Below are 14,124 nucleotides of genomic sequence, written 5' to 3' on the forward strand. Positions count from 1 at the left end.
ATTAAAAAGGATAGAAGAGCAGAATAAAAGGTTCTGGTGCAAAAACGCCATCCTTTCCTATGATTCTACAGAAAGAATAGCGTATTTTTTCATTTTAGGGGGCATTTCTTTTTATTAGCTTGATAGCGATGTGGCGGCACCCCTCTATGGTTAAATGTTCTCTTATAATTTCAGTAAGTTTTAGTTCCGCTTCAAAGTAACTAGCCTTTTCTAGCTTTACACTACACTCATTTTCTATTTCATTCAAAAGCACTAACGCTTCTCTTGTATGCCCTTTCATATAATCAATAATCGCTTTGCTACGATTATAGCTGAAAGGTTCAATTAATTTTGATTGATTCTCAAATAAACTTTCACAATAATCTATATCGAAATCATTCTTAACTAATTGATCAATAATTCGTACATGTGTTATTAACTGTAAAGCATATTTATTTTCGTTATTAAGTGGGATTTCTTTAAAATATTGAATACTGTTAGAGGCTTGGACATAACCTTTTTTCATCAAATCTGAGTAAAATATAATATAAGCACATGTAACACGCTCTGGCGATGGAGAAACATTTCTAGCAATAGCTATATATTGCGGATTCCAATCTATTGGACTTTTATTTGAATACATTTCACTAACTAGTAGAGAATCAATAACAAGGTCATCTGCAATTTTCCCACCTTTCATAAGTTGCAATAGCATATGACCATCTGTTTCATTAATTGGGATTAGCGTTACGATAAAAATAATTAAGTTAATAACTACCATACCAGCTAAATAATCATTCTTGATGTAATAATTGAATATATAGCATATAACAGCTGTTAACAACGAAGCAAGTGGCCCACCCATGACGTAGTATTTATATTTTTCACGTGCGTGCTTAAGATTTTTTGGAATTGCAGATGCTACTCCCCCAAATGCAACCCACAAATGGTTCAAGGATAATTTAAATCTCGGCTCAATACGAAAGGGGCCAATAATTAAATAGACAAATTGAAAACGTGCATATAATGCACCTATCAGATGGCCCACTTCATGAATAAAAACTGTCAGAAAAACAAGAGTTAGATAGATAAAAATAGTAACCGCATAAGATGAAAATGAGGTGAAAAAAAGCCCGATTAAAGTCAAAACTAAGATACTACTTATTGCTAAAGGAGAACTTATTCTTTGCAATTTAACACCTCCATAATATAATTATTTCATTTCTAATAAACTTGGAATATCCATAGGTTGGTTACGATTTTTTACAGAATATTTCTGAACAAGATGTTGTACTTTTTTAGGATTATTTTGTAAATTTTTATTTTCAATTAATAGACCTAGAGCTGCAGAGACCTTTGCTGTAGAATAGGAAACTCCTGCATCATAGGCATAAGTACCATCATTAGCTGTCGTAAGGACCAATTCTTTTTCAAAATAGCCTTCATTTATCCATGCATCTTGGCCCATTTCTTCTAAATATCTAAAATCCCCACCTGGTGCATATAGATCGATAAAATTACTACCATAATTACTGAAAATCGATCTTTCATTATGGGGTCCTGTTGATCCAACAGCTATTACATTTGGTAAACTGGCAGGCATATCAAGTATTTTAGAATTTTTACTCAATGAGACATCCGAAGACTTACTTTCCAAAAGTGAAATCATGGCATTTTTATTCCTCACATCTACACCATCATTGCCAACAGAAGCAACTACCAGACTTCCTTGCTTATTCGCATAATTAATTGCTCTTTTATAGGCTTCATACTCTCCGATATCATTTTTACCATCACTGTATTCACCCTTTATTAGCATATACTCACCTAAACTTAGATTGATTACATCTGCACCATCTTTTGCAGCTTCAACAATCGCCTTTAAAATCCATTCAGTTTTCGCAGATTTTGTGCCAAAAACACGATACGCACGAACTCCAATTCCTGGGGCTGCTCCTTTTACTAGACCATTTGCAGTTATTTGCCCGGCAACAGCAGTACCATGACCTAATATATCATCTATTGCATTAATATTTCCAGTTTCATTTGGCTCTGAGTTATTATGCCCTCCCGCAGGAACAAAATTTTTAGAACCTGGTAATAGACTATTCATTAAATCAGGGTGATCAACATCTATACCAGAGTCAATAATAGCAATTGTTGTTTCCTTACTAGCTGGATATTTACTATAACTTAACTTATCTTGTGTGAATTTTTGCATATCCCACTGAGTTTGCCAAACAGCATCTTCAAATGAAACGTCTTTCTTTTCATTTGAATCAACTAATTCAAGTTCTGAAGAAGTATATATTGAATCGACTAAAGTTTCATTCCCTGATGTAACGTCATTTCCGTTTTTATCTTTTTCTACGGTGATCAAATTAATCTCTGGTATTGAATAAGTGACCTCTAATTTTTCTTCCTCAATGAATTTTCCCTTTTCTTCCACCGTTGTTTCTTCATTAAACAAAATATTTTCTTCTGCCTGCACTTGCGAGGAAATCCCTATAATAAATAGACTAGCAAAAATTGATATTTTTATATATGGCTTCATAACATTAATTCCTCCAATTCTTCTTGGCGTGTATTAGAATGATATAAGTGATAATATATCGACTGTTTTGCCATCAATTCATCATGCGTTCCCATTTCAGCTATTTTACCTTCCTGAAGCACAAGAATTTTATCAGCATTTACAATCGTTTCTAAACGATGTGCAATGATTAACTTTGAACATTGAAGCTTATTCAAATTCATTTTTATAATATGCTCTGTTGTATTATCCAGGCTACTTGTAGCTTCATCAAGCACAACAAGTCTAGGTAAGTGCACTAAGGCGCGAGCTAAAATAAGACGCTGACGTTGACCACCGGATAAATTATTACCACCTTCTGTAATAATTGTTTTTGATTTCAGAGGCAATTGTTGTACTTCATCATATAAATTTGCAAGCTTTAGCGCTGTTTCAATTTGTTCTTCTGAAACATTAGCATTCATTTTTATATTTTTTTCAATCGTACCATTAAATAGCCTTGCTTCTTGTAGTACAACACCAATTTTCTTTCGTAAATTACTAAGATTGTATTTATCGATAGGAACACCGTCAATCTTTATAGTGCCTTCGGATGGATGCAACAAACCTAATAATAATTTAGAAATTGTACTTTTACCAGATCCCGAGGCTCCCACGATTGCTAGTGTTTCACCTGATTGAATATTAAAAGAAACATTTTGAATTACATTATGTCCAAGTAGGTTATATTTAAATGAAACATTTTGAAATTCTACATTACCTTTAAGCCTATCAATTGTTTTGAAATTCTTTATTTGAGATTGTTCTTCTTTTGTTTCCAATATGTCTTCAATTCTCATAAAATATGCTTTTAATGAAATCAATTGAATATAATGATTACTTAGCGAAATAATTGGTGTTATAAAGGCTGTAGCGATAGAGCTAAAAGCTATAATTGTACCAATTGTTATTTTGTTTTGTGCAAGTAATAAGCTACCTGTCCATAAAACCGCAAGTGGAAGGATAATTTGAATCACAGTAGTTAATGTGTGAATTGTTCCTTCCCATAAATTAACTCGCTGTGTACTTTGTAACTGCTGCTCATATTTTTTTTCCCAATCAGTAATAATCTCCTTTTCAATTCCTAACACTTTTACATCCAAAGAATTTTGAACAACTTCAGTCATTAAAGATTGGACTTTTATCTTATCTCTAAGGTTTTTATCCACTAACACTTTTATTACCTTGCTATTAATTACTAATAATAATGCTAAGAAAATCGTTAAAGAAATCAGCAATAGAGTTAACTCAACAGAGTAATTAATCATTACAATGGTATATGAGATAATTAATAACAAATCAACTACAATCGAAATAAACGTAGATGATAAAATATCTCGAATGTAAAAAATTGAGTTCGTTCTAAAGATAATATCTCCACTTGAACGATTATCAAAAAACGAAAAAGGTAATCGTAATAATCGATTAATAAAATCTTTCATAATCGAACGATCTAGTATAGTTTCTGTAAATGTTATTATCACCATGCGAGATCCGTTTAATATTAAATATCCCGTAAATATTGATATTATGATAAATCCAGCTTTTGTATAGTTAGATGTTTCGTTAACCATCAATATTTCATCAGTAAACCATTGGGTAAATAGCGGAATCGAAACTACAACTACTTGTAAAAACAACGTTAGAATTAATACCGCTAATAGCCAACGCCAATGCTGTTTTGCATATTTCTTAAAAAAACTTTCTTTCTCTTCTGTAAATGGCTGGAATTTTTTATTCGGTTGAAATATCATTGCATACCCTGTAAATTTTTCTGCCATTAATTCTGCTGATAGTTTCATTTTTCCTTTCGCAGGATCGACAATATGAAATTGTGTATCATTTATTTTCTCTAATACAACAAAATGAGTATGCTCCCAATGTAATATCGCTGGTAAATTCAGCTGTTTAAGTTGCTTAAGTGAAGCTTGAAATGCCTGTGCATTTAAGTTCTTTTGCTCCGCAATGAGTGTTAAATCTAAGAAAGAGTATCCTCCTCGAGGAGAAGGATATTCACTTCTTAATGTATTTAAAGAAATATGGTAACCATAGCTATTGAGTATCATAGCCATACACGCCAAACCACACTCACTAAATTCCATTTGTTGGATAAAATTAACTTTCCTCATAAAATTCACTCACTTTATAAAAGATTCCTACGGTCACCCGTATGTCCTCTGTTCTAGTTTTAATTTCATATAGTCCGTTAAACTATCACTTTCAAACAATCCACTTTCTTTCCAATATTGATATTCAAAATGGTTTTCTGGATAGTCTTTTAAAATCAATTTCAGTGTTTGGAATGTTGTTTCTTGTCCATTGGTAGAGTCGAATTTGTATTCAGGTTTACAAACAAAAAGTAGTTTTTCTACCGTTTCTTCTATATAATCGTCAGCTAAAAAATCTTCACTATTAATAAAATTGGTAGTACACGCAATGGTTGCTCCCATAAAACGAAACGTTTTCTCTAGATAGTCGGCTACAAACGTAGACCCATTACTTTCAGATGTTGTAATAACAAACGCACTCTTATTAACTAATTTAAAAATATGCCCCCAATACGATAGTCTATCAATTAGTACTTTCATATCAGAAGAGACATTATGAGAATATACAGGGCTGGCAAATAAAACGATGTCAGCTTTTTCTAATTGTTTTTTAATTTCATCGCCTTGGTCATCAGGATTTTTTTCATTTGAACATTTCCCATAACTAAAACAGTTGCGACACCCTGTTGAAGGTAATAGTGTCGAATTTAAAGGAGTATAAAAAGCTACCTCTATATCTAAACCTAAATCAGTATTTGCTTTTTTTTTAAATAAATCAATGATTTGAGTTGTATAACGATATGTTCGAGAATCTGGATTTCTTGTTCCTAAATAGACAAAGAGATTCTTTTTCATAAGCTATATTCCCTTCTATTTTTAATAAAGTAAAGATGGCATGTTCTTATTTTGGGATAAACGTAAGAATTGATAACCAATTCCAGAAAGTCCAGTAAATAACGAAATATCCGGATAGCTTGGAATATCCATTAATTGATAATTATTTGTTAATTGTTTTTGAACTAATACTTTTCGTCCTATTTGATTTGCCAAATGAACACTATCTTTCGTACCTAAAGTTAATAGCATATCAATTAACCCTGTGTTACCATGACACAATGTATCGTTACTTAAGAATTGTTCTTGATAAATTAACTTGAATATACTTTTCTCAATATTTGTTTTTTCTACTTCTTCCTTAGCTGTTAAATACAATGCTGTATTAGTTCCAATTTTCCCTGTACACCAATGTAAATTATTTGCATAGTCTTCGGGATGATTTAGAATTTGTTGACGTATATTTTCAATAAAATCACGGTATTTTTTATTTTGAACAACTTCATTTAATTTAGATACTGCGTAAAAAATACCTCCAATACCATGCCCATAAGAGAAATCTGAAAGTGACATCTTTGAGTACTTATCAATAAGCTGATCAGTTATTTTCAGCGCTAGCTCTAGCCACCTATCAGAATTAGAATTTTTTTTGTATAAGCGTAATGTGGCTAATAATAAGCTAGCCGTACCATTAATAATATCCGTCTTTTCCAATACATCTGTTGCATCTGTGAAAATCCTATCTATCTCTTTTAAGAAACGATTTAATAATTTATAAATCGTTTTTTTCTCTTTATCTATGGTTACGTCTTGATGTGAAAAGGCTAAAAGGTATCCTGGATATCCCGATAAACCCATCTCAAAAGAAAAAGTATTTTCTGGATAGCATTGATAAAGTAATTTGCTCGAAAAATTTTTAAAACGTTCTTCCTTCGTTACTTCATAAAGTTTTTCAAAAAAGAAATACATTCCAGCTAATCCGTTATAAAAATCAGGCTTTAACGGAATTAGGGACCATTTATCTTTTTCAAAATTATATGGCATAAGCCAATTAATATCTTTCTCTTTAAAAGCACAACTGATAATATCATCACCAATTCGAATTGCTTCCTTTAAAAAAGTATCTTTTTCAATATCAAGTGGTTTTTGAGACAATTTTAGATACGATAATCGTTCATTCTTCACTCTGTTATATAATTCATTTCTCTTTGATGTAGAAAAATCACCTAAATGTAATAAAATAATATCTAATTGTCTATTTAATTCATTAATATCTAAATTACATATCGATGTTTTGAACCGATTAAAAGAATTTTCACTATAAACAAATGGAATTTCATCCACCTCAGAATTGAATAAAGATAAAGATTCTGTAGAATTGAAAAAAATTGGAATATCATGAACTAACATATCTTCATTTTCTTTTCGGATTATTGTTTTATCAATAAATGGATAAGCCCACATGTTCTCTAATGCTTTTTCTCGATCCAACATATCCGTTAACATTTCGGGATGTTCGGTATGCATTAAAATAGTAGCATATTGATTTGTATCCCGTAATAGTACCCGTACAAACAAACCGTCAAATCTTTCCATTAACTTACTCTTAAGGAACTCTTCTTTGTTTTCTATTACAAGTTCATAAATTGTAATGAAACCATTTAAAATTTCTTGTTTAAAGTCTAAATAATGGACTGACGATTTTTCGTTTTCAAAAAACGGCAAGTTATTTGATGCTTTTAAAGTCAGTGGTTTCCAATCATAACGTGCATTATCTGTTCCATCATTCACTACTTGTAGCACAGTATCATCAATATCCTGTTCACGTCCATTAAGAGCACTTAAATCCAGTTTTTCTAATTTGATACCTACTGTCGGTAGAAATAGTGTACGAGTAACATGTTGGAAAAGAGCTTCGTGCAACTTATTACTAACACTTTCATCCTTTTCTAAAGGAAGAGCTTGTTGAATTAAAGTTTCTAAGTCAATAATTACAGGATGTTCACCATGTGCAATCAAGTTCTCCATATGTATATCTGTTCCATTAAGCAATTGTATAATTGCCATAAGTTGTCCAACACGATGATAAAAATTTTGAACATCTGCTAATGACTGACAGCTTTTGTAAGAAATGTATTCTTCATATGCATAGGAATCCCTCAACAATGATTGGATAATTTTTAACTGCCTATAGTTATGATGCTCCTTCTCATTTAACCATTTAATAAACTGATTGAATACATCATTAATTTGCAAACTTTTTGGTTTATATACAACTTTTTTTGTGTCGTTAAAAGTTAAAATAGTAACTGTATTACCTTTTGCATGGGTATCACCTTCACCAAATTGACAATTTGTTAATTTGAAATTTTGAAGTTCAAATATTTGCATTAATTCTTCCTGATCACACTTTATTCTGTCTAAAAGAGCCTTAACATTATTTAAAATAAAACTAGTTCTTGTCGATAATAGACGAGTTAATACAATATATTTATCGAAGAAGGAATACAGTCTTTTTTTATTTTGGTATAAAGAAATAAAGCTGATATATCTATCTTCTGGCGTATCACCTTTCAATTCACCATTACTCTTACTAATATTCATTTCTAAAATCATCGTTTTATAGGCGATGCTTGACAATTCAGTCGCTAAATAATCAAAAATATTAGATATAACATCGGAACCTAAGAAATACTTATAGCCAGATTTATTTATTACAATTTGTATCTTTTCTTTGAAATAATTTAAAAAAGGACGTAGGAGATAAGTAAATGTCTTATTTTTGATGTCATCGTTTTCTGTTAAGGTAGCCATACCCGCTTCAAATACCCGATACCATTCCGATTGTTTTGCATGTTCGGAAAAAATAGGAATTTGTTCAACAGACGGATTATAGTTCACAGCATGAGAAAAAATCATTTTATCGTAGGATTTTACTTCTAACATCTCATTAAAAGTTTTTTCAGATAATAAAGAAAGAGTATTTCGCCAACTATACAGTGTAGACGAGTTCTCTACATCAACATTTTTTTTCAATAACTGATAACGCTCATCAATAGTTAATGCCTTATGTAAATTTTCCATTCATTATTCACCTCAAGTATCTAAAGATCTAAAAAGAGATCTAATTAGATCTCTTTTTAGATAAATCATAAATTATTATTTTTTATTATCTTTACCACATTTAAATGTTGCAGATCCTAGGTAACTACCTACAAAAGAGAATAGAGCCGTGCAGACTAGTGAAGAGCGAGGCTCTACATCTGCACCATAACCTCCATAAACACTTTGTATAGTTTGTAAATCCAATTCTTTTAAGCTTGGTCCAACGACATCTTGATATTCTTCATTTTGTTTCATCTAGCGTACCTCCTAAATTATCCAATTTCACAACTTAGCCTAAGCAATCTTTGTTGTAGCTTACAATTCCACTAATTGCAGTAACACCACCACCAACACAGGCTTTAGTACTTTTCGAGATAGAACGGATTACTGCAGAAGCAACTGGGGTCCAACGCGGATCTACATCTGATGCACCATAAATATTAGACATTTGATTTACATCAAGTGACTTTAACCCTTTCCCACATACTTCATTCATAATTACGATTTCTTCTGTTTTACTCATAGCTTATTAATCCCCTTTCAAAATGTAAGGTCTATTGGCTAGCTGAAGCTCTCTGATACAGCAAGCTATCCAAACCCCAACTCTTATATTAATCAAATTTTAATATTTTTCCATATTTTGTAGTAAAGAGGAGGTTTTTCATCCTGAATATACGTTTTATGTATGTAAAAATAATGTTTAGGAGTAAAAATAAAACATTTATGAAGTTTTTTTCTTAATTGAAGTTTTTTTTGTATAATAAAGAGGGAAAATGAGAAGATAATGAAAGTGATAGAATAGAAAATACAAAACTTTTTAATCAAAAAGGAATATTCATCAATAGAAAAAGTAAAAGTTGAATTTGGTGTACACTTTATCCTTTCTTTATATTAAGAATTTTGTATATAAGGATTATATCTCGTATGCGGAGGTAGTAATAAAAGGATTTATTACTCATCTATCGTTTTATATTTTGAAACAGGTTTATCTAGGATTCCATTTTAAGAATCCCATCATTTGTACTATATGGATTGTAATTTTCTTTCCACTGATTTGTCGTTTAATTCAAAAGGATGTTTTCACTTTTAATTTTATTTTACAAAGAAGACATTCCTTAAATGTTAGAAACTGGAAATTTTTTTAAATGAAATGATCAAAGGGAGGCAATAATGTTGGTATTCGGTATCATTGAATTTTTTACATTATTTATAGGACTAACTTATTTATTGAAAGTCCCTTTAACAAAAACTCTACTATCCATAGCACTTATTTGGTTGACCACTCTTTTTATGTTGTACTATTTTATAAGCGAAGCATTAACACTGCTTCTGTCGTTCACTTCTTTGGTATTGCTATTCTATTTTTTATTAAAGAAAAAACAAGTTATTCTAGATGTATCTATTATATTTATAATGGGTGTTTTTTCAGACAATTTAGCGCAGTTAGTTAATTTATCATTTGATTCTAATAAAATACATATTTTTATATTTTTACTATTATTTGTTTTAATGCTAATATTTTATAAATGGTTGTCTGGAAAATTCATTCATAATTTCTCAGACCAACTTACATTAAAATGTTTTGTGAGTATATTATTTCTATTTTTTTTAACTATTATTATTTTCTCTATTAATGTTTTTATACTACACAGTAAATCTTTTAATCTTATTAACATGTTATTGCAGGGTGTTTATTTAATCCTGATTATTGTTCTGATTATTGTTCTGTTTATTTTACTAATCACTAAAACAAAGAAAGATTATGAAGTAGAAAAAAATAAAATTATTCATGAACAATTCCAACAACATATCCAAATGTTAACTCAGACAAATAAAGGACTACAGAAATTTCAACATGACTATTTGAATATCCTTTTAGCACTTAGAGCATATATTGATGAAAATGATATTGAAGGATTGCAAGAATATTTTTATAATCATATTTTAATCGCAGAAAAGAAAAATTTTGTGCGCAATCAAATTCTCAAATCACTCAATAATATAAAAATTTTAGAAGTTAAAAGCATTTTGATTTCTAAATTAAATGAAGCTTCCCAATATGAAATAGATATAAACGTTGAAATACCTCAACCAATTATCAAATTATCAATAAAATTAATAGATATTGTTCGTGTATTAGGTATCTATTTGGATAATGCAATTGAAGCTAGTAAGAATACTAAAGATGCACAAATTAATATTGCTATTTTACTTATATCAGGAAAATCAGTTGTTATTGTTATAGAAAATTCATGTGATATAGATCAAATTGACATTAATCAATTATTCACACGATCTTACACAACAAAAGGAATGGGTCGTGGTCAAGGGTTGAACAATGCTCAAGATATTCTAGGTCACTATTCCAATATAACTTACAATACATATCTTGAAAAATCATTTTTTGTTCAAGAGATTCAAATAGACTTAATAGAATAAATGTATTTGAACACTTTGAGAGGTGGAAATGAAATTGCGTTTAATTATTTGTGAAGATAGTGATACACACAGACGTTATTTACAACATCAAATATTAAAATATATTACAATTAACAATTATCCTATTGAACTCAAGCTAAGCGCTCGTACTCCCCAAGAAGTTATAAACTACTTGGAGAAATCCGATGCCGATTGTTATATTTTGGATATCGATTTAAAAAGCACTATGGATGGCCTAGAGTTAGCCGAGCATATACGTAATAATGATCCACTTGTACAAATCATTTTCTTTACTTCTTTTGCAGACAAATTAAAATTAACTTTTAAATATAAGATTTCTGCATTAGATTTCATATTAAAAGATTCAGGTCAAATTGATGCACAGATTTCAGAAGCACTTGATACAGCATATAAACGTTATACTCAAATTCATTTAAGTGACGATACAAAATTCTTTGTTTTAAAATTAGGAAATGTCACCAAAAAGATTAGTCTCGATGATATATATTTCTTTGAAACATCTTCGCAACCACATAAAATTATTCTTCGAGAAAAAAACGGAGTTTATGAATTCTATGGCAAATTAAAAAAAATTATTAGTAATTTAGATGAAAACTTTATACGGTGTCATCGTAGTTATATCATTAATATTAAACAGGTTCAGGAATATTCCTTAAGGAAACGACAAGTACTTATGGCTAATCAAATGGTGTGTGATATATCTTTTCAACACTTCAAAGATTTAAAGAAAAAAATGAGTCTTTTATCAGTTTAAGGGGTACGTGTCACTTTTGTAGTTATTTTGCGCTTGTTTTAAGAAATATTTTGCATTATAAGTAAATATTAAAACGCTATCATCATATAAAACGATAGCGTTTTTATTTACTTGATTCCGATTACTAAACTATCTCGTGCGGCTTCAACAACTTCTGTTGTTATTGTTTCAAGCTTATTAATTTCGAGTATTCTTTCAATTTGAGTGAACAGTCTCTGTATGAGCCTAAAGTTCCCTCCAGTAATCTTTATTATGCTAGTTATTGCCTCATAATCGGAAAAGTCCTCAAGCTTTATAGAAAGTCCTAACTCTCCCCATTTATATTCCAAAATATGATGGGTTTCATCTTTACTAAGTTTATCAAATTCATGGGCAAATCCAATTCTAGAGTAGAGTTGAGGGTATCGGGCTAATCGCTTTTTAATGCCAGGCATTCCAATTAATATCATCGCTTTATCATTTCGATCGTAGATATCCCTAAGTTGTTCTAAATTTTGTACTTTTAGGCGATCTATTTCATCAACAATAATCAGGTCGATATCTTCATAAGCGTCAGTGGAGTATTTTTCTTCTTCTCCTTTAGTAAGTACTTTATACATAGTTCTTACCATGTTCATTCTAATTCCAGTAGTATGAATCTCGTCAGTCATTTTAGTGGCTCGTACAGCTGGAGCTGTATAAAAAATTGTCCTAGCTTCAAGTATCTTTTCATCTGCATCTTGGCCAATTTCATTTGCTGTTTTATAAGCTATTTGTTTTTTAATGGAATCCCAATTTGCATAATACCTTGAGGACAATGTTTTTCCTACACCCGGTAATCCATAACAAATGCCTATATATTTATATTTGATACACGCATCACAAAACTCGGCAAATCGCTTATATTCTTTTGTTTCAATAAATTTTGACCTTTATTCATTGAAATACCTCTTTAACTTTGATTTTTTGGTAGGTTCATTTGTTTTGTTCTCTAGATCCTCTTTCTTTGACAAGGCAATTTCTTCTACAACAGTTTTTCCAGAATCGAGTTGCTTTTTTAGACTTCTCCGTATTTTATTTCGTGCTGAAACAATCTCTTTTAAATCTACTGTATAATCGGAGATTTCAGGGGAAATAGCCGTACATAAGTATTTATCTTGATAAAACACTCGAATCTCCGCAATATCTCTTGGATCATAACGAATAATGACTGTTTCTCCAACGTATGCAGCTAGATTTGTGTCAATATATCTAAGTCCTTGGAAGTGAATCCCGTCAGAATGAACCTTCCTTGGTTTCGCTACATGGTTCTGTTGCAAAGTTTGAAAAAAGCATAAACAGGTTGGTAAATGAGGACCAATGTTTAGGAAGTAGCTAGTAATTGTTGAAGTTCATTGTACGTTGAAAAAGCGGAGTCTCTTTGAAGACTTCGCTTTTGTTTATATAAGGAATGAATAGTTTCAATACCTTTTATTGTACGTGAAGCATGACGAAGATTTTGAAACCCTGCGGATTTGACAAAACGTCGCTTCACATGTCTATGGTCCTGTTCTATAAGATTGTTCAAATGCTTGATTGTACAATGAGTTGTACGTTTGTAAAATCCTTGTTCTTTTAATTTATTAAACGTACAGAGTAGCGCTGGGGCTTTATCTGTTGTGAGAACCGTTGGTTCTCCAAAAGCTTTCACTAACCTTTTCATAAACATATAGGCAGCTTGATGATCCCTTGTTTTACGAAGTTGGATATCCAAGGTGTTCCCTTCTTGATCGATCGCACGATAGAGATAACATCACTTTCCTTTGACTTTGATGTAGGTTTCATCTAAATGCCATACAAAATGTGCGGATTTATTTTTCTTCTTCCAAATTTGATAAATCAAATTTCCATATTCATGCACCCAACGCATGATTGTTGTTGGGTGCATAGAAACTCCACGTTCTTTCAGGATTTCAGATACATCACGATAGCTTAAAGAAAAACGCCAATAATAGCCAACGGCTACTAAAATAATGTCTTTCTTGAACTGTTTTCCTCTAAAATATTTCATGCATCATGCTCCTCAAATCATTTTTCTTACATTTTAATTTCGTTTAGAAGACTTTGCAACAGAACCCTATCCCTTTAAGTGAATATAAATGAATATTCAAAAGTTTATATTCGTATTTTTAATAAATAAAAAGCACTTTTTAATGTTTTAAAAGTGTTTTTAACTTGATGTTGATGTGACGGAATCTCAAGTATGTAGAAATTTAAAAAAGTCCCTTAATAATGTTAAAGGGACTTTGCTCACACAAATGATCTGCACATCAATTTATTTTCGATATACAGATCATTTGTATGATAATTTTATAAATAATTGCTAAATAATGAATTTACATAAATGTTTTTAG

General features: G+C 30.7%; 10 protein-coding genes and 2 pseudogenes. 2 read left to right on the plus strand and 10 right to left on the minus strand.

Translation table 11 applies throughout. The features are described from left to right. Nucleotides 1-94: 94 nt before the first annotated feature. From U860_RS0117200 to U860_RS0117230, 7 genes are all read right to left on the minus strand, one after another. Nucleotides 95-1,171 (minus strand): hypothetical protein, encoded by a 1,077-nt coding sequence (locus U860_RS0117200; protein WP_025149535.1) that lies wholly within the window; start codon nucleotides 1,169-1,171, stop codon nucleotides 95-97. A gap of 21 nt (nucleotides 1,172-1,192) precedes the next feature. Continuing rightward, nucleotides 1,193-2,533, minus strand: coding sequence for a S8 family serine peptidase (locus tag U860_RS0117205; protein WP_025149536.1), 1,341 nt, complete (start codon nucleotides 2,531-2,533; stop codon nucleotides 1,193-1,195). Next, entirely contained in the window at nucleotides 2,530-4,680 is a 2,151-nt protein-coding gene (locus U860_RS0117210; RefSeq protein WP_025149537.1) for a peptidase domain-containing ABC transporter, read from the minus strand. The genes U860_RS0117205 and U860_RS0117210 overlap by 4 nt, the downstream gene beginning before the upstream one ends. Nucleotides 4,681-4,713: 33 nt before the next feature. Next, entirely contained in the window at nucleotides 4,714-5,454 is a 741-nt protein-coding gene (locus U860_RS0117215) for a flavodoxin family protein (protein WP_025149538.1), read from the minus strand. Between the two features lie 21 nt (nucleotides 5,455-5,475). Further along, nucleotides 5,476-8,517, minus strand: coding sequence for a type 2 lanthipeptide synthetase LanM family protein (locus U860_RS0117220; protein WP_025149539.1), 3,042 nt, complete (start codon nucleotides 8,515-8,517; stop codon nucleotides 5,476-5,478). 75 nt (nucleotides 8,518-8,592) lie between these two features. Continuing rightward, nucleotides 8,593-8,793: a hypothetical protein gene (locus tag U860_RS0117225; protein WP_025149540.1), complete on the minus strand. Its 201-nt coding sequence runs from the start codon at nucleotides 8,791-8,793 to the stop codon at nucleotides 8,593-8,595. A gap of 34 nt (nucleotides 8,794-8,827) precedes the next feature. Further along, nucleotides 8,828-9,061 (minus strand): mersacidin family lantibiotic, encoded by a 234-nt coding sequence (locus tag U860_RS0117230; RefSeq protein ID WP_025149541.1) that lies wholly within the window; start codon nucleotides 9,059-9,061, stop codon nucleotides 8,828-8,830. 647 nt (nucleotides 9,062-9,708) lie between these two features. On the opposite strand from U860_RS0117230, the gene U860_RS0117235 reads away from it, so the two are divergent. Beyond that, nucleotides 9,709-10,977 carry a GHKL domain-containing protein gene (locus tag U860_RS0117235; protein WP_025149542.1) on the plus strand — a complete coding sequence of 423 codons (1,269 nt, stop codon included), beginning with the start codon at nucleotides 9,709-9,711 and terminating at the stop codon, nucleotides 10,975-10,977. A 34-nt stretch (nucleotides 10,978-11,011) separates the two neighbouring features. Then, the gene (locus tag U860_RS0117240) at nucleotides 11,012-11,752 is read left to right on the plus strand and encodes a LytTR family DNA-binding domain-containing protein (RefSeq protein WP_025149543.1); all 741 of its coding nucleotides are present in this window, start codon (nucleotides 11,012-11,014) and stop codon (nucleotides 11,750-11,752) included. A gap of 107 nt (nucleotides 11,753-11,859) precedes the next feature. Here the strand turns inward: U860_RS0117240 and U860_RS0117245 are convergent, their stop codons facing one another. The 3 genes and pseudogenes from U860_RS0117245 to U860_RS33590 form a co-directional block, all read right to left on the minus strand. Further along, nucleotides 11,860-12,651 carry an AAA family ATPase gene (locus U860_RS0117245; protein WP_029953016.1) on the minus strand — a complete coding sequence of 264 codons (792 nt, stop codon included), beginning with the start codon at nucleotides 12,649-12,651 and terminating at the stop codon, nucleotides 11,860-11,862. A 12-nt stretch (nucleotides 12,652-12,663) separates the two neighbouring features. Beyond that, nucleotides 12,664-13,023: pseudogene (locus tag U860_RS33585) on the minus strand (Mu transposase C-terminal domain-containing protein); the annotation flags it as partial. A gap of 71 nt (nucleotides 13,024-13,094) precedes the next feature. After that, nucleotides 13,095-13,781 (minus strand): annotated as a pseudogene (locus U860_RS33590) (IS6 family transposase). Nucleotides 13,782-14,124 lie beyond the last annotated feature (343 nt).

The organism is Bacillus sp. H1a (assembly GCF_000633475.1).
Lineage (GTDB): Bacteria > Bacillota > Bacilli > Bacillales > Bacillaceae_G > Bacillus_A > Bacillus_A paramycoides.

Coding starts and splice junctions, on each gene's coding strand:
- U860_RS0117205 (WP_025149536.1), bottom strand. CDS start 2,533: ATGAAGCCATATATAAAAATATCAATTTTTGCTAGTCTATTTATTATA.
- U860_RS0117210 (WP_025149537.1), bottom strand. CDS start 4,680: ATGAGGAAAGTTAATTTTATCCAACAAATGGAATTTAGTGAGTGTGGT.
- U860_RS0117215 (WP_025149538.1), bottom strand. CDS start 5,454: ATGAAAAAGAATCTCTTTGTCTATTTAGGAACAAGAAATCCAGATTCT.
- U860_RS0117220 (WP_025149539.1), bottom strand. CDS start 8,517: ATGGAAAATTTACATAAGGCATTAACTATTGATGAGCGTTATCAGTTA.
- U860_RS0117225 (WP_025149540.1), bottom strand. CDS start 8,793: ATGAAACAAAATGAAGAATATCAAGATGTCGTTGGACCAAGCTTAAAA.
- U860_RS0117230 (WP_025149541.1), bottom strand. CDS start 9,061: ATGAGTAAAACAGAAGAAATCGTAATTATGAATGAAGTATGTGGGAAA.
- U860_RS0117235 (WP_025149542.1), top strand. CDS start 9,709: ATGTTGGTATTCGGTATCATTGAATTTTTTACATTATTTATAGGACTA.